Raw genomic sequence first — 17,501 nt, 5'->3', positions numbered from 1 at the left:
ATAGGCTTTAAATTCACCAAAATATTTCGTAATCGCTGCTGTCAACGAGGTCTTCCCATGATCAACGTGACCAATCGTACCAATATTAACATGCGGTTTTGTTCGTTCAAACTTGCTCTTCGCCATTTGAGCTCTCCATTTTCCGTCCACGCCAAGGACTAAGTTAAAAATTAATTACCAACTTGAAATTACGCGTATTTCTTTTGAATCTCCACAGCAACAGCCGAAGGCACAGGCTCGTAATGATCAAACTGCATTGTATACTGCGCTCGCCCCTGACTCATAGAGCGAAGGGTATTCACATAACCAAACATGTTTGCCAAAGGAACCATTGCATTCACAACCGTTGCAATGCCGCGCGCTTCAGTACCTGAAATTTGCCCCCGACGAGAATTGAGATCACCAATAACATCACCAACATAATCATCTGGTGTAACAACTTCCACCTTCATGATCGGTTCAAGAAGCTGTGCACCAGCCTTCTTTGCTCCATCACGAAAAGCTGCACGAGCAGCAATCTCAAAAGCCAAAACAGAAGAATCAACATCGTGATAACCACCATCAATGAGCGTCGCTTTTACACCAAGCATAGGAAAGCCTGCAAGAGGACCTGACCCCATAACACTCTCAATCCCTTTTTGGACGCCGGGAATATATTCTTTAGGAACAGCACCACCAACAATCTTTGACTCAAAAATAAAGTCATCACCATCATGAGGCTCAAAAACAATTTTTACACGAGCAAATTGACCAGCACCACCCGATTGTTTCTTATGCGTATAATCAATTTCCGCCATTTTAGTAATTGACTCACGATAAGCAACTTGAGGCTGCCCAACATTTGCTTCAACCTTAAACTCACGCCGCATACGGTCAACAATAATATCAAGATGAAGCTCACCCATTCCAGCTATAATAGTCTGTCCAGATTCTTCATCCGATTTAACACGAAATGAAGGATCTTCGGCTGCTAGACGGTTAAGAGCAATACCCATTTTTTCTTGATCTGCTTTTGTCTTCGGTTCAATTGCAATCTCAATAACAGGCTCTGGAAATTCCATTCTCTCCAAAATAACAGGCTTCAAAGGATCACAAAGAGTATCACCTGTTGTCGTCTCTTTAAGCCCTGCAAGAGCAACAATATCACCAGCAAATGCTTCTTCAATATCCTCACGAGAATTTGAATGCATTTGAAGCATACGCCCCAAACGCTCTTTCTTCTTTTTCACAGTATTCTCAAGAGAAATACCTTTCTGAACCTTACCTGAGTAAATACGACAGAACGTCAATGAACCAACAAAAGGATCATTCATAATTTTAAAAGCAAGCATAGATAGCGGAGCATCATCAGAAGATTCGCGTGTCGTTTCAGACTCAGTCTTTACATCAATACCCTTAATCGCCGGAATATCAATTGGAGAAGGAAGATAGGAAACAACAGCATCCAAAAGTGGCTGCACCCCCTTGTTTTTAAAAGCCGTACCACAAAGAACCGGATGAAACTGAACTTCTACTGTCCCCCTACGAATGAGAGAAATAAGCTGCTCGTTGGTTGGCATAACACCTTCCAAATAAGCCTCTGTCGCAGCTTCATCAACCTCCACAGCCATCTCAATCAATTTCTCGCGATATTCTTCAGCTTTCTCCCTTAAATCAGAGGGAATTTCACTTATCACTGCCGAGGCACCAATAGAACCATCCCACTTTAAAGCCTTCATCTCAACAAGATCAACAACACCTTCAAAGTCATTTTCAGCCCCAATCGGCAACTGCAAAACAAGCGCTTTAGCACCCAACCGAGAACCAACCATCTCCACACTACGATAGAAGTCAGCTCCTATTTTGTCCATTTTATTAACAAAAACCATACGAGGCACACGATATTTTTCAGCTTGCCGCCAAACAGTTTCCGTCTGAGGCTCCACACCGGCATTTGCATCCAACAAGGCTATGGCACCGTCAAGAACACGCAAAGAGCGCTCAACTTCAATCGTAAAATCAACGTGCCCTGGCGTATCAATGATATTAAAACGACGTTTCCGACCGTCCTTCCCCTCCCAAAACGTCGTTGTCGCAGCAGACGTAATCGTAATACCGCGCTCCTGCTCCTGCTCCATCCAATCCATTGTAGAAGCACCATCGTGGGTCTCTCCAATTTTATGATTCTTACCGGTATAGAACAGAATACGTTCAGTCATCGTAGTCTTACCAGCATCAATATGCGCCATAATACCAAAATTACGATAATCTTCAATTTTATATTCGCGAGCCATTATATTTGCCTTAGTTTAAAACTTCTACCAGCGATAATGAGAAAAAGCACGATTAGCTTCAGCCATACGATGAACATCTTCACGCTTTTTCACGGCAGAACCGCGATTATTAGCCGCATCCATCAATTCACCAGACAAACGCTCAATCATCGTCGTTTCATTTCGACCACGCGCAGCCGCAATCAACCAACGAATAGCAAGAGCCTGACGACGATCAGGACGAACATCAATCGGAACTTGATAAGTAGCACCACCAACACGGCGTGAGCGAACTTCAATATGAGGAGCAACATTCTCCAAGGCCCGATGAAACAGAGCCACAGGATCTGTTTTTACTCTTTCTTCTACAGAATCGAGCGCACCATAAACTATACGCTCTGCAACTGATTTCTTACCATCAAACATAATGGCATTCATAAATTTCATAATAACCAAATCACCAAATTTTGGATCTGGATTAATCTCACGTTTTTCTGCTCTATGACGACGGGACATTGGCTTTGTCTCTCAATATTATTTTGGACGCTTTGCGCCATACTTTGAACGACGCTGTTTACGATTCTTGACACCCTGCGTATCAAGCAAACCACGAATAATGTGATAACGAACTCCTGGCAAATCTTTAACACGACCACCACGAATCATCACAACAGAGTGCTCTTGAAGATTATGTCCCTCTCCAGGAATATAACCAATCACCTCAAATCCATTCGTCAAGCGAATTTTAGCAACCTTACGAAGAGCAGAATTAGGCTTCTTCGGTGTTGTTGTATAAACACGCGTACAAACGCCACGTTTCTGCGGATTCGACTGCAGAGCAGGAACCTTATTACGTTTAACTGGCGCTACACGCGGCTTGCGAATCAACTGGTTTACGGTAGGCATGCAACCTTCCTCTTTTCGATCTACATTCTTCTCACCCAATCGGGCTTTTCTATTTTTATTTCCACCCACTCCAACAGAATTGGAACAGATATCTAAGTCTACACACAAAATCGGGCACACCTGCAAAAAACAGTTTACCCGACTACAAGCAGAGAAGGCAATAGCCTTTTGCACTAGCATTTGCTTTTAATCTTCTTAACACCTGTGAACAATCTTCCGGCTCATATCCAAAACAACCTGATCACATCCACATCGGTTATGTTCATCTCTAATAGCGAGAACACGTACATTCGTCAAGAACTAAACAGCAGAAAGTTTTTTAAAAATGAAAATAAATTAAATTTTAAAACTTTAAATTTGCTTTTACCGCTACTCTTGATAAATCAATTTACCATAGTAATATCCTCTATAAACAAAAGGAGTGTCATGAAAATAGCAACATGGAATATTGCCGGAATAAAGGCACGACATGAAACATTATGTCAATGGTTGCAGAAAAGCCAGCCGGACATAGTCTGTTTACAGGAAATTAAAAGTATTGATGAAAATTTTCCACGCGATGCAATTGAAAGTTTAGGTTACCATATAGAAACACACGGACAAAAAAGTTTTAATGGCGTTGCGATTCTCTCTAAAAAAACACCAGATGACGTAATCCGTCGATTACCAGGCAATGATAATGATAAACAAACACGTTATATTGAAGCTGTTTATTCAACAAACAAAGGTGTTGTTCGTGTTGCATCTCTCTATTTGCCAAATGGGAATCCTATTGAGAGTGAAAAATATTCCTATAAGATAGAATGGATGGAAAGATTATATACACATGCAAAATCATTGCTTGCGTATGAAGAACCTCTTATTCTCGCGGGTGATTATAATGTCATCCCCACTCCATTAGATGCAAAGAAGCCTCAAGAATGGTATCAAGATGCCTTATTTCTTCAAGAAACAAGAAAAGCATTCCAACGCATTCTTCATTTAGGTTTTTATGATGCTATCCGGAATGTCACTGATACGCCCTCCTTCAGTTTTTGGGATTTTCAGGCGGGTGCTTGGCCTAAAAATAATGGGATTCGCATTGATCATTTATTATTATCACCAGAAGCTGTTGATCAACTTATTTGCGCTCATAGTCAAACAGAAGTAAGGGGATATCAAAAACCATCCGACCACGTCCCTGTTTGGATTCATCTTAATATCAATTAATAAAGTACAGTCCTTATTTCATGAGACAACAAAAAAATTCCACTCAAAAATAATAACTATGCTACAGCATATAAACAGTATATCTTAAGCAACTAAAATAAAAATAAATGAATGGAGGACATAAATGAAGAAATCATTGTTAATGTTTATTGCAGCAGCGGCCATTGGGTTCACAAGTGTCGCACATGCTGAACACGATACTCTTGAAAAAATAAAACGAACGGGGGAAATTACTTTAGGTGTTCGTGAATCATCTGGTTTAGCCTACGCTCTTGGTAATAATAAATATGTAGGTTTTCATACAGAAATGGCAGAACGGATCATTGATGATATTTCAAAAAAAATTGGTAAACCAATTAAAATTAATTATCTTCCCATCACTTCTCAAAATAGAATTCCTCTCTTAAAAAATAAAACCTATGATTTTGAGTGCGGCTCAACAACAAATGATATTGCCCGCAGTAAAGAAGCAGCATTTGCTTATACGACATACATTGAAGAGGTTCGGATTGCTGTAAAGAAAAACTCTAACATTAAATCTCTTGAGGATTTAAATGGAAAAACAGTTGCAACGACCACTGGTACAACATCTGTTCAACTTATTCGTAAAAATAAACGTGCAAAAAACATTCAGTTTAAAGTTTTAAAGGGTAAAGATCACGGAGATAGTTTTTTATTATTAGAATCTGGTAAGGCAGATGCTTTTGTCATGGACGCTTCAATTCTTGCTGGACATATTGCTAAATCAAAGAATCCATCTGATTATGTCATTCTTGATACTGTACTTTCAGTCGAACCTATTGCCTGTATGCTCAGATTAAATGACAAAAAATTTGAACAAACAATCAACGATAGTATCGTACGTCAGATTAAAGATGAATCACTGGAAAAGCTTTATAATAAGTGGTTTATGAAACCGATCCCACCTGCTAACACTGTTATGAACCTTCCCTTGTCAAAACAAACAAGATATGCTTGGGATCACCCAAATAATAAGCCTCGAGAAAGCTACGTAGAAAAAGATTTATAAAATTTAATAAAGAAGAACCACACTCTTTAAAAATTGAGTGTGGTTTATATTTTAATTCACTTTTTAATAAATTTAGCCTATGTAGATGCGCTTGGTTTATTGTCCTATATGTGAATGACTAATTTGAGGGAATATCAATTAATGGACTTTTCTTTCCTTTGTAGAGATGACCTTACTCAAACACTGGTAACAGGATGCCTGGGAACTCCCGGCGTGAGTCATACCTATTTAGATACACTTCTCGATGGCTTTAAAAATACGGTTATATTGTCTATCACTTCACTTATATTAGCTGTATTGTGTGGTGTTATTATAGGAACAATGCGCACTTTACCCAAAACATCGATAATCAATTGTATATTTCGCACTATCGGTGCTATTTGGGTAGAGATTATGCGTAATATTCCCCTCCTTGTACAAGTGTTTTTGTGGTATTTTGTTGTTCCTAAGATTTATCCACCAGCGATGAAATTTTCCCCTATTCTCTTAATAACATGCGCATTGGGATTCTTTACATCGGCACGCATTGCAGAACAGGTTCGTTCAGGCATTGAAGCGATTCCTTCTGGACAACGCTATGCTGCTATGGCAATGGGGTTTACAACTTATCAAAGTTATCGCTATATTATACTACCACGTGCTATACGTATAATTATGCCACCTCTTACTTCAGAAGCAATGGGGATTGTGAAAAATTCGTCTATAGCATTCGCCGTTTCAATAAATGAGCTCATGCAATTTCAATACCAAGCAATTGAAGAGGTAAGCCATGTTTACGAAAATTATTTGCTTGTTACGATTCTTTATATTCTAATAGCCTTATTCGTATTCATTGTGATGACCGTCATTGAACAAATACTCAAAATTCCTAATTTTCAAACAAAGGGAAATTGAATATGATGAATTTCATAAGCTCTCAGTTTGGACTTTATTTTCCTTTCAATTTTTCCGACTTTGATTTTTCCTTTTTTACCTTTGATGTATTTCGTTCTTACATTTTATCAGGTTTACTTTTTAGCGTTTTTCTAACTCTTTTTGCAACGGTATTGGGGCTTGTTTTCGGCACCCTTTTAGCAATGATGCGCCTTTCTTCCATAAAACTTTTTTCTTGGTTTGCAATCGTTTACATAACAGCTATGCGTTCAATACCACTTGTGATGGTTATCTTATGGTTTTTCGTGCTTCTGCCTTTTTTAACTGGTACATCCATCGGTGCAAATAAATCAGCACTCATTACCTTTACCGCATTTGAAACAGCTTATTTTGCAGAAATTATGCGTGCTGGAATCAATTCGGTTCCGCAAGGACAAAAATATGCAGGGCAAGCTCTTGGAATGACCTATTGGCAAAGTATGTACATTGTCATTCTTCCTCAAGCCTTTAGAGACATGCTACCAGTTTTTTTAACACAAGTTATTATCCTTTTTCAGGATACAACCCTTGTTTATGCCATCAGTGGCAACAGTCTTTTAAATGGTTTTGATATTGCTGCTAATAATTTTGGTGTAAAGCAAGAAGCTTATATCTTAGCAGCTATTTTCTATTTTGTTATCTGTTTTACACTGTCACAAATAGTTTTGTATTTACAAAAAAAAGTATCCATTATTCGCTAATAGGAAAAAAAATGTCTACTCATATGATCGAAATAAAAAATGTTTCTAATTGGTATGGCGAAGTTAAAGTCCTTAAAAACTGTACAACCAACATTAATAAAGGAGAAGTGGTTGTCGTTTGTGGTCCATCAGGATCAGGAAAGTCAACACTCATTAAAACTATTAACGCCCTCGTTCCTTTTCAAAAAGGTGAAATTTGGATTAATGGAATACCAGTTCATTCAAAACAAACGAATCTGCCTAAATTGCGAAGTCAAGTTGGAATGGTATTTCAACACTTTGAGCTTTTCCCTCATTTATCTGTCACAGAAAATTTGACAATTGCACAAATCAAAGTCCTAAAACGAAGCAAAAAAGAGGCACTTGAACGTGGATTGTTGTATCTTGAACGCGTTGGGCTGATTGAACACAAAGATAAATATCCTGGTCAACTTTCTGGAGGGCAACAACAACGTGTTGCTATTGCACGTGCCTTAACTATGGATCCACTTGTCATGCTTTTTGATGAACCAACATCTGCTCTGGATCCTGAAATGGTAGGTGAAGTGCTCGATGTCATGATTAGCTTAGCAGAAGAAGGTATGACGATGATTTGTGTAACCCATGAAATGGGATTTGCACAAAAAGTCTCGGAGCGTGTTATTTTCATAGATCAAGGAACAATTCTTGAAGACTGTTCATCTAAGGAGTTCTTTTCTGATCCGCAAGCGAGAACACCGAGAACTCAAGAATTTTTGTCTAAAATCTTAAGTCATTAGCCGTTATATTATCACAAAAAGCTATCTCTACTGTAAACTTAGACACAAGACAGTAGAGTTTAATAGCGGATGAGAGAATGTGAAAATATTATAATCAGATGTTTAAAAACTGTTATTTTTTAAAATATCATCAACCAGTGAAATTGCTGTACGTCTCTCAAATTCATTACAAAGAGCAAAAGCCTGTTCTTGCAAAGGTCGAATCCAATTTCTGTCTTTTACATTAGCTTTTTCATAGGCAGCAGTTAACAATGCTGCCCCACGGACAATTTTTCCTTCTTGAAGCAGCATATTTCCAAGCATTGCTTGGGCAGAAGGATTTCCTTTTTTTGCTGAAAGCTGAAACCATCGTGCTGCTTGTATCAGATTCTTCTCCCTTCCCTCTCCCTTTAAAAATATTTTTCCTAAATGATACTGAGCTTTAGGATTTCCATAGTTCACCGCAGCCTGCATATAAAGATGAGCAGCATAAGAAGGATCAGGTTTCACAGGTGATTGAGGAATACCTTTTTTTATATATCCCGCAAGTTTAACCAATGCATCAGAAACATAACTTTCATCCTCTGAACCAAGATCAGCACCTTTTTCAACAATATATGCAAAAAAATAATATGCCTTATAATCATTTTTAGGGACACCATCACCGTTTGCATAGATAGAGCCAAGTTTCCAATTTGCACCAATATGGCCCTTCTTAGCCGCACAACGTAATGCTGCAATAGCCTGATTTATATGCCTACTTTTATAAGCAGACATACCACGTTTAAAAAAATAAAACGAACCATCATTCGCTTCTTGCAAACTATTGACATTTATTGCATAAACAGTTGAAAAAAATCCCCCTAAAATTACAACAATCGTGGCCTTTTTCCATATCTGAAACCTATTAACCATTTCCCCCCCTATCTCAACTTTAATGATTATATCTGTTATAAATTTCTTTGTAGATATTTAAACCCCTTTTCTTATTAAGAAGCACACGTGATTTTAAAGGAAAAATTTTAAAAGAAAAGACAGATAAATAAAAACCATCCAAAATGTTCGATAAAATTAAGTATCCATTTTTATATACAAAAAATTGATTTTTAAATATAAATTATTATTCTATATTTTGTAACACATCCTTTAACATTCTAGGATTTATTGATCTTAAAATTTTATACGTATGAGTAAAAATCGTTCAATGAAATAACGTGCATTAAACAGCAGCTTGAGAACGAAGAGAATACATGATGAATGATAAGCGTTTAAGTACAAAAAACAATACGAAAAACGGATAAATATAATGATGATCGTTAACTTATAACTTCACAACTGCCTTACCACCTTAAAGACGAAGTTTTTCCACAGTCAATATATAAACAATACAGCTTTCTGACATCATTTCACATGGGTTACTTCATACTTTACACACAAGCCCTACCTCAGAATACTCATCACTACATACAACAAAAATATCACATGTGTGATTTTACATGCCTTATATTGCTACTCTAAATGATGATGTTTTACGGTAACAAATCAGAATATTGATTTATAATGATAATTTATTTTTTTGCATGTTGAATGAGTCCCTCGAATATCGTAAGATTCTCCCATTCCAAACCTGTTCCATGTTAAATAAATCAAAACCGTCCTCTTACACGTTACAGCAGGGGGGCTATGTGGATCAAACTCTGTGTAATAAAGAACTAAAAATGCCTCTTATGAACGGTCTTAAGTGCCAAGGGCTATCCGGATTAGACGGGATGGTGCTACGGGGGCTTGCTACTTCACCAGCATAAAGAAGGGAAGCTCAAATGGATTTACCGTTATAGCATTCATGATCTCCGTCGTGAAATAGGGTTGGGCGCCTTAAGAGATGCTTCTTTAATGGTAAATATAAACAATAGATTTCAGTAGAGATTTTATGATCGTTCATGAAAAACTAACAAAAGAAAAAGTTCCCTTTAAAGAAGATCTATACCAGCCCTAATGGTGTGAAATCATTCATCAAAAAAGAAGAAGTTGAAATCAATTCAATCGCTCTAAAGCAACAAATATTTTTTTCTGCGCTGCACGCAATTCTACAACCCTGTTCCGTTCACGCTCAACAATTTCTGCTTTTGCATTTGCTATAAATTGGGGGTTGTTTAATTTAAGCGATATTTTTTCAATATCTTGTTCAATTTTACTGACATCCTTCCTCAAACGAACACGTTCAGCCTCTAAATCAATCAACTGTCCTAATGGTAAACAAAAAACAGTCTCTCCCAAAATCATTTGTGCTGATACTTGCGGAACTTTATCCGAGAAATCAATAACTTCAATACGCGCTAATTTTTTAAGAAGTGCATCATAACGCCTCACACGCTCTCGCGTTACTTCCCCTCCTTCGACAACAACAAGAGGTGCTTGTGTAGCCACAGGAATATTCATTTCAAAACGTACAGACCGAATCCCTGTAACGACATCAATAAGCCAATTAATATCATCAGCAGCTTCTTCATCTATCAATGTTTCCTCTGGCCATTTTGTCAATGCGAGCATATCCTCACGCTTGCTGGCTTGCGTTTCTGTAAGAGACCACAACTCTTCCGTCATATGAGGCATAAAAGGATGAAGAAGTTTATAAACTTCATCTAAAACCCAAGCAGTACAAGCTTGAGCCTCATTTTTAGCATCTTCATTTTCCCCCTGAAAAATAGGTTTGAGAAGCTCCAAATACCAATCACATAATGTATTCCAAATAAAACGGTAAAGTGTGGCAGCTGACTCATTAAATTTATAGTGTTCAATACCAGTCGTCACTGCTGAAATCGTTTTAGATAACTCTGTTAAAATCCAACGATTAAGCACCAGTTTTGCTTGTGCTGGCTTAAAAGTTGGATCATGCTTCACACCATTCATCTGCGCAAATCGGGTAGCATTCCACAATTTTGTAGCAAAATTACGATAACCAGCAATACGAGAAGTATCAAGTTTTACATCACGACCTTGTGCTGCCATAATAGCTAAAGTAAACCGAAGTGCATCAGCACTATATTGATCAATAAGCTCTAAGGGATCAATAATATTTCCCTTTGATTTTGACATCTTTGCACCCTTTTGATCCCGAACAAGAGCGTGCACATAAACCGTTGGAAAAGGAACGTCACCCATAAAGTGAAGTCCCATCATCATCATACGAGCAACCCAGAAAAAAATAATATCAAATCCTGTCACGGATAAAGATGTTGGATAAAAAGTAGATAATTCAGGCGTTTTATTTGGCCATCCTAATGTTGAAAAAGGCCAAAGCGCTGATGAAAACCAAGTATCTAAAACATCCGGATCACGGATTAATTCAACAACCTCACCATAATGAACAAAAGCTGAATCTAAAGCCTCTTTTTCACTTTTTTCAACAAAAACCGTTCCATCAGGACCATACCAAGCAGGAATCTGATGTCCCCACCATAATTGGCGAGAAATGCACCAAGGTTGAATATTTTCCATCCAATTGAAATAAGTCTTTTTCCAGCTATCAGGAACGAACTGCGTTTTTCCTTGTTGAACAGCCTCTATCGCTGGCTTTGCTAATTCAGCAGCATGAACATACCATTGATCTGTCAAAAAAGGCTCAATAGGAACACCACTGCGATCTCCATGAGGAACCATATGGGTATGATCATCAACAGAAGCTAAATATCCCTGTTCTTCCATCAAGGAAACAATCTTCTGGCGAGCAACAAAACGATCAGATTTATCGAGATTTTCTATTAACATTTTTAATTCATCTGACAAAATCAAACCATCGAAAAATGCTTCATTTCCACGGAGAAAAATCTCGGCTTTTTGGGTAAAAATATTGATCAAGCGTAAATGATTACGCTGCCCTACTTCAAAGTCATTAAAATCATGAGCTGGTGTAATTTTTACAGCACCACTTCCAGCTTCAGGATCAGCATGCGTATCACCAACAATTAATAACCTACGACCAACAAGCGGCAAAAGAGCATTTTTACCGATAAGATTTTTATAACGCTCATCTTCCGGATTAACAGCAATTCCTGTATCACCAAGCATTGTTTCTGGTCGTGTTGTCGCCACTGTTATAAAAGTTGTTGCATCATTTGGATCAAAAATTTTACCCTCAAGTGGATACCTAAAGTGCCACAAATGTCCTTGAACTTCTTTTTGCTCAACTTCAAGATCTGAAATAGCTGTCAACAATTTAGGATCCCAATTGACGAGGCGCTTATCCCTATATATCAACCCTTGCTTATAAAGCGTGACAAAGACTTCGCGAACTGCCTGCGACAACCCCTCATCCATTGTAAACCGTTCACGCGACCAATCACATGAAACCCCAAGGCGACGCAACTGGTTTGCAATAACGCCTCCAGTCTCGTAACGCCATTCCCAAATACGCTCAATAAACTTTTCTCTCCCCATTTCTTGACGCGTTGGTTCTTGGCGCTCTGCAAGTTGACGCTCTACAACCATTTGTGTAGCAATCCCAGCATGATCCATACCAGGCTGCCACAACACATTTCTGCCACGCATCCGCTGAAATCTAACTATTATATCTTGAATTGTCGTATTGAGCGCATGCCCCATATGAAGTGAGCCCGTAACATTAGGAGGTGGAAGCATAACGCAAAAAGGTTCTGCTCCGCTTTTAGAACCAGCTCCCGCTTTAAAAGCCCCACGAGTCTCCCATCTCTTTGCAACCCGTTGCTCTATAGAGGCAGCATCATAGTTTTTTTCTAACATTCTATCCATCCATAACGCCGCTGAAAAACACAATATACGATCACATCCCGATCAAAAAACCGTGAATTTCAGCCATTCACTAGAGAGCTCGCAAAATCGCAAACAAAATTCTCATAAAATGAAAAACATAAAAATAATGTAAAAAAATAATTAAGATGACTTCTTAATCGCCTTCACAATCTCTTCACGTAAAATATCTTCCAGTAAATTAGGCAATTTAGACTGTAACCATTCTGCTATAGCCGGACGCAACACATCCTTCGCAATCTTTTCTGCAGAAGAAATACAATATGCAGACAATTCCACATGACCATCCCCTCCAGATTCTGACTGTGATTTCCTTATCCCATCTTCATGTTCTTTTGCTTTATATACAGAATTCCGTTCTTCAGAAGAAAGATTCATCTTTTGCATATCCATACCAACTGTATTATTTTCTGCCTCTATATCCTCTTTATCTTGCTTTATCTTCCCTCCTTGATTTTCAGAAGAAAGACCAATGCGATCAGCTAAAGCTTTCATAGCATCATCAACCGATAAGGTTGTATCATAAATACCCTCTGATACAACTTCTGAACGACCTTCCGAAGCATTCACTGCAACATCTTCATTTAAAAAGTGATCAGATTGAACCGCATTTTCTTCGATTATTTCACGAATAGATGTTAAAATTTCATCCATACTTGGCTCACGTAACACGCTTGAACTCTGTACCATACTTTACAACCTCTCAAAGACGCAACAACAAATAGAATCATATTTCCAGTGTATGCAAAAGAATTATAAGATCAACATGCCTCCCTCGATATTTTCAAATATGCTTGTCATAAAGGGGGCGCTACACACAATTTTCTACACTTTATAAAAATAACATCTCGCCGCAATATTGCTCAACATATTCAACTGTTGATTTACTAATCTTTTAAAAACTAAAATAATTTAAGATTAAAGAGATACTTTTATGCATTATCGGATATATTTAATTGTTTTTAAACCTAAATAACTTGCAGTCAATTTACCAATAGAAGATTGAACACTATAACTCGCCACAACAGCATTACGCTCCGCCATTGCAAGCGCAATCTGAGCGTTAATCAATTGAGTACGAGAATTTAAAACATCCAGCGTCGTTGCTTGCCCTACGCGATTTTCTTGAACACGACCTTTCAGAGCAATTTCAGCGGCACGAACACTTTCACGGTAAGCAATAACAGATGAGCGTGCGCCCTCCAACTGAAACCAAGCAGAAGTAAGTGCTTGCCTCGTATTACTATGCGCCAAATCGAGTTGAAGCTGCGCCTGTCCAAGCTGTTCCCTTGATTGGCGAATTTGCGCAGACGTACGCCCTCCTTCAAAGATTGGAACACTTACTGACAATCCTATTGATTTAGAAACTCCATCCTCTCCAGCACCGCTGTAGATTCGATTGTAAGATGCTGTTGCAGAAAAATCAACTTTAGGGAGCAATGCTCCTTCTTTTGCCTTTACATTGTAAACACTCGCATCGACTAAATATTTAGCATAAAGGATTGCTGGGTGCATTACAACGCTCATTTGGTAAGCCATATCAAGATTGACGGGAAAATCTTTGGCTACAGGTGGACGTTTTAACTTTTCAGGATCAGAACCAATAACTTGTCGATACACTGCCTCTGCTGCTTTTACATCAGCACGAGCGAGACTCAGCTCGGAAACCGCCACAGAACGTGCAGCTTGAGCTTGAGCAAGATCAACATGCCCTCCTTCACCCACATCAAATTTTGCTTTATTGGAACGAACTTGTTCCTCAAGAGCTGCCAAATTTTCTCTCCGAAGATCGGCAACACGACGTGCGTGATAGACATTAGCATAAGCGGTCACTGTCTCTAGAAACGTATTTTGTTCAACATTACGAAGATATTCACGCTGAGCCTGCAACTTAACTTGAGCTGAAGAAAAGATATTTTGCGTGATAAAACCATCAAATAACCTTTGATTTAATCTCACACCTATAGATCCAGAAGTGACATAAGGACCCGTGAAAGACTTATTCCGCCCATAGTTCCCAACCCCTTCAACTTGTGGCAATAGCCCTGATCGCGCAATGACAACATCATCACTGGATATACGCACAGCTGCACGTTCACTATTCAACTTAGCATTATGTTTATAAGCCTTAGAAAAAGCATCCATCAATGTTTCAGCACAAACAGTCTCTGATAGAAAAATACTCAACACCAGTAATAAACACGCCTGAAACTTCTTGTTTATTCTAAACACAATACACACAATAACAAACCCCAAATAAATTACGAAACTATCTTTTATTCACAAAACAAACAAGCACTAAAATACAAAACTAGGTGTTTTTAAAAAGCAAGGAAGAGGCTTTACAGCGAGGTTAAAAGCACGACGTGCCGAAATGATTCCATCTTCTTTTATATAGATTTGTGCAACAGCAGCATTTCCATACCCTTCAACCACAACAAGACGTCCACAGTCTTTCATTTGATCAAAGATACCTTGTGGAATAAAATCAACAGATCCCTCAATGAAAATCACATCATAAGGTCCCTCAACGGCATATCCTTGCTCTAATGGACCATGAACGACAACCACATTATCACATTGATTACGTTCTAAAGCTTCAAGAGCACATTCAAAAAGAGATTTATTACTTTCTAACGCAATCACAGACCCTGAAAGTTTTGCAAGCAACGCTGCACAATAACCACTATTTGCACCAATATCTAAAACAACATCTGATGATTTTACAGCGGCAAGCTGTAGTAATTTCGCTAGAGATGCAGGTTTCATCAAATAGCGTGCAGGACCCCCATCTTGCGCTGGACATAGAACAATATCGGTATCAAGATAACTTAACACTTTCATATCTTCTGATACAAAATCTTCACGAGATACCGTTAAAAAGGCTTCAAGAACTGATAAATCCGTTACATCGACTGTACGAATTTGATTGTCAACCATTTTGCGACGAAGCTCAGCAAAATCTGCAACCATAACGAATATTTTCTCCTAACCTACAAAAAACAAACAAAACAACGACAATAAGGGACGAAGATCTCTTAAACTATGGGTGTTAGAAAAAGGATGCTACAGCCAACAATCAGATTTTAACTGTATGATCTCTCATAAAAAAGTGTCTTCACAACTATAGAGGGAAATAATCTATTTTCCTATACCTCATCTCCCCTAAAAGCCGTTTCGTTTAAAATCGGCTGGAGGCCTCGCCCGGAATCGAACCGGGATACAAGGATTTGCAGTCCTCTGCGTAACCATTCCGCCACGAGGCCTCGTCAACAAACATAAAGGTTTCAATAAGGGAAGGCAACGCATCCGTCAAGGTGTAGAAATCTTCTCTCGCCTTTTTTCCTCTTATTACACAATTTATCATATTTTTTTAAAAAAAAGTAATTTTATCCTTTGCAAATCAGTATTGCTTTGCTATAGCCTTTTCAGCTAGATGATTGGGTACCGTTCCCCGGTAGCTCAGCGGTAGAGCAACCGGCTGTTAACCGGTTGGTCGCTGGTTCGAATCCGGCCCGGGGAGCCATTTCTTTTTTTATTAAGAATAGCTTATTGGTTTTCCAAGTGTTTTTTGTAGTGAGGGACTCCCAAATATAAAGTTGGGGAATAGGATTTTGCAACATGGCTCTATAGGACGCTTGTTTTTTTACCGATTCCCTCGAAAAATTCTTTTAGTTTTGCTAAGTCTTCTTGTGAAAAATTCTCTAAGTTTCTAACAAACATGCCAATCATTTCACGGCGAAGTGGATCTGAAGATTTGATTGTAAAACTCTTTCGACATGCATAGGCTTCTTTTCTTAACAGTGAAGCCTTTTCTTGATCTAAAGCGTACAGCTCTATAACCTTATCTTCCATGCCTACTGGAACAGACTTCTTGCCAATTTCTACAGAAGATAAAAATGCTACAGATATATCTAATTTCTTAGCCATATCTAATAGACGTTCTGAGTGATCAATGCGAAGTTTACGTAAGATTTTACCAAAAGATGTAACCATATAAAAAGCCTGTTAGAGAAGAAATATGTCTTCTGATTCTAACAAATCTTTTCAAAATTTTCCTCAATTATTGCGAATCAAGAGTTCTTTTCGGGGTGGTTTTTAGTAAAGCCTGCTGTTCAAAGGGTTTCTAAATCTAAAAAATCAAAATCCTTAAAGATCTCTCGAACTACATCACAATCATTCAGACTCAGAAATAACTTTAGAATGAAAAATCTTACGGTATTTCTTACTTGCTACATGAAGTGGTAAACTGGAGTCATCAACTTTTATCATAAAATAAAAATCATCAAAACAACCAGAACTCCAACATCTCGTAATGAAACAATGATCAAAATCTTCCTTGAGTAAATAATCGGACAAATAATAATTAATTAATGCAATACGCTGTTCAACCGCATCATCATCGGGAAAATCAATGACATCTTTCTGAAAACTGATATCGGTATTTTTTCCTTTATTTTTTCTACGATAATGATAGCTACCTACGAGAAGATCATTAAAAATTTTTTGCCAGTAAAGATTCGTTTCTTATGTTAAGAGGCAATCCTGTTTTAAGCTTTCCTCCCCATTATAATGAGTTTTTAAAAATCTAACTCTATCTGGTATATCAAACATAGATCTTCCTTAACTCTTGGTTATCCACTTTTTGAGGTGTGAGAAGCTATTCTCTATGGCGTCCACAAAACGGGAAAAATCTATTACAAACATAAAGACAATAAAGGCTATCAATTTCATGAGGCGTGACATCATCTTTAAGCCTTGATAGGTCTCTATCATCTCGCGAAGGAGTTGTTGTTCTGTTTGTGTGAGATCTTGTTCTTGTTTACTTCGTTTCTTGACCATCTTTCCAACCACATAAGCGGGATCCCTGTTGATTATGCTTCAAAATATCTCTTGCAAGGTTGGAACTGATGACCGCAAAATCCTTGTTATCCAAATAAATGGGCAACCAGCCTCCACAAGAAACAGA

At 38.1% G+C, this 17,501-nt stretch carries 16 protein-coding genes and 2 tRNA genes; 6 read left to right on the top strand and 12 right to left on the bottom strand.

The window, feature by feature from the left end; genetic code table 11:
* The 4 genes from PVV60_RS08110 to rpsL all read right to left on the bottom strand — a co-directional run.
* A partial coding sequence (locus tag PVV60_RS08110; protein ID WP_234924853.1) for a GTP-binding protein occupies window positions 1-126 on the bottom strand: 126 nt, incomplete at its 3' end.
* 62 nt (window positions 127-188) lie between these two features.
* Window positions 189-2,273 carry an elongation factor G gene (fusA, locus tag PVV60_RS08105; RefSeq protein WP_273724183.1) on the bottom strand — a complete coding sequence of 695 codons (2,085 nt, stop codon included), beginning with the start codon at window positions 2,271-2,273 and terminating at the stop codon, window positions 189-191.
* Between the two features lie 24 nt (window positions 2,274-2,297).
* On the bottom strand, window positions 2,298-2,768 hold the full coding sequence (gene rpsG, locus PVV60_RS08100; protein WP_273724181.1) for a 30S ribosomal protein S7: 471 nt from the start codon (window positions 2,766-2,768) through the stop codon (window positions 2,298-2,300).
* An 18-nt stretch (window positions 2,769-2,786) separates the two neighbouring features.
* Window positions 2,787-3,158, bottom strand: coding sequence for a 30S ribosomal protein S12 (rpsL, locus tag PVV60_RS08095; protein WP_005773262.1), 372 nt, complete (start codon window positions 3,156-3,158; stop codon window positions 2,787-2,789).
* 426 nt (window positions 3,159-3,584) lie between these two features.
* On the opposite strand from rpsL, the gene xth reads away from it, so the two are divergent.
* The 5 genes from xth (at window position 3,585) to PVV60_RS08070 (ending at window position 7,768) form a co-directional block, all read left to right on the top strand.
* Complete coding sequence (gene xth / locus PVV60_RS08090) at window positions 3,585-4,367, top strand: exodeoxyribonuclease III (protein WP_273724180.1); 783 nt, start codon at window positions 3,585-3,587, stop codon at window positions 4,365-4,367.
* Between the two features lie 124 nt (window positions 4,368-4,491).
* On the top strand, window positions 4,492-5,397 hold the full coding sequence (locus tag PVV60_RS08085; protein WP_273724178.1) for a transporter substrate-binding domain-containing protein: 906 nt from the start codon (window positions 4,492-4,494) through the stop codon (window positions 5,395-5,397).
* Window positions 5,398-5,538: 141 nt separating this feature from the next.
* The gene (locus PVV60_RS08080; protein ID WP_273724177.1) at window positions 5,539-6,291 is read left to right on the top strand and encodes an amino acid ABC transporter permease; all 753 of its coding nucleotides are present in this window, start codon (window positions 5,539-5,541) and stop codon (window positions 6,289-6,291) included.
* 2 nt (window positions 6,292-6,293) lie between these two features.
* Window positions 6,294-7,010 carry an amino acid ABC transporter permease gene (locus PVV60_RS08075; RefSeq protein ID WP_273724175.1) on the top strand — a complete coding sequence of 239 codons (717 nt, stop codon included), beginning with the start codon at window positions 6,294-6,296 and terminating at the stop codon, window positions 7,008-7,010.
* An 11-nt stretch (window positions 7,011-7,021) separates the two neighbouring features.
* On the top strand, window positions 7,022-7,768 hold the full coding sequence (locus tag PVV60_RS08070; RefSeq protein ID WP_273724174.1) for an amino acid ABC transporter ATP-binding protein: 747 nt from the start codon (window positions 7,022-7,024) through the stop codon (window positions 7,766-7,768).
* A 102-nt stretch (window positions 7,769-7,870) separates the two neighbouring features.
* Here the strand turns inward: PVV60_RS08070 and PVV60_RS08065 are convergent, their stop codons facing one another.
* The 6 genes from PVV60_RS08065 to PVV60_RS08040 all read right to left on the bottom strand — a co-directional run bounded on the left by PVV60_RS08065 (window position 7,871) and on the right by PVV60_RS08040 (window position 15,798).
* The gene (locus PVV60_RS08065) at window positions 7,871-8,662 is read right to left on the bottom strand and encodes a tetratricopeptide repeat protein (RefSeq protein WP_273724173.1); all 792 of its coding nucleotides are present in this window, start codon (window positions 8,660-8,662) and stop codon (window positions 7,871-7,873) included.
* Between the two features lie 1,119 nt (window positions 8,663-9,781).
* Window positions 9,782-12,505: a valine--tRNA ligase gene (locus tag PVV60_RS08060; protein ID WP_273724171.1), complete on the bottom strand. Its 2,724-nt coding sequence runs from the start codon at window positions 12,503-12,505 to the stop codon at window positions 9,782-9,784.
* 150 nt (window positions 12,506-12,655) lie between these two features.
* A complete protein-coding gene (locus PVV60_RS08055) occupies window positions 12,656-13,222 on the bottom strand; it encodes a DUF2497 domain-containing protein (protein ID WP_273724170.1) in 567 nt (188 codons plus the stop codon).
* Between the two features lie 249 nt (window positions 13,223-13,471).
* The gene (locus tag PVV60_RS08050; RefSeq protein ID WP_273724169.1) at window positions 13,472-14,722 is read right to left on the bottom strand and encodes a TolC family outer membrane protein; all 1,251 of its coding nucleotides are present in this window, start codon (window positions 14,720-14,722) and stop codon (window positions 13,472-13,474) included.
* A 108-nt stretch (window positions 14,723-14,830) separates the two neighbouring features.
* On the bottom strand, window positions 14,831-15,505 hold the full coding sequence (locus tag PVV60_RS08045; protein ID WP_273724168.1) for a protein-L-isoaspartate O-methyltransferase: 675 nt from the start codon (window positions 15,503-15,505) through the stop codon (window positions 14,831-14,833).
* Window positions 15,506-15,724: 219 nt separating this feature from the next.
* A tRNA-Cys gene (locus tag PVV60_RS08040) sits at window positions 15,725-15,798 on the bottom strand.
* Window positions 15,799-15,983: 185 nt separating this feature from the next.
* Here PVV60_RS08040 and PVV60_RS08035 point away from each other — a divergent pair.
* Window positions 15,984-16,058: transfer RNA gene (locus PVV60_RS08035), tRNA-Asn, on the top strand.
* 101 nt (window positions 16,059-16,159) lie between these two features.
* Here the strand turns inward: PVV60_RS08035 and PVV60_RS08030 are convergent.
* Together PVV60_RS08030 and PVV60_RS08025 are read right to left on the bottom strand one after the other, a co-directional pair.
* On the bottom strand, window positions 16,160-16,528 hold the full coding sequence (locus PVV60_RS08030) for an XRE family transcriptional regulator (protein ID WP_273724166.1): 369 nt from the start codon (window positions 16,526-16,528) through the stop codon (window positions 16,160-16,162).
* Between the two features lie 627 nt (window positions 16,529-17,155).
* Entirely contained in the window at window positions 17,156-17,386 is a 231-nt protein-coding gene (locus PVV60_RS08025; RefSeq protein ID WP_273724165.1) for a hypothetical protein, read from the bottom strand.
* Between the last annotated feature and the right edge of the window lie 115 nt (window positions 17,387-17,501).

The sequence above is a fragment of the Bartonella sp. AU18XJBT genome (genome assembly GCF_028618595.1).
Taxonomy (GTDB): domain Bacteria; phylum Pseudomonadota; class Alphaproteobacteria; order Rhizobiales; family Rhizobiaceae; genus Bartonella.
Note: the sequence above shows the minus strand (reverse complement) of the source record. Positions and strands in the feature narration are given on the sequence as shown.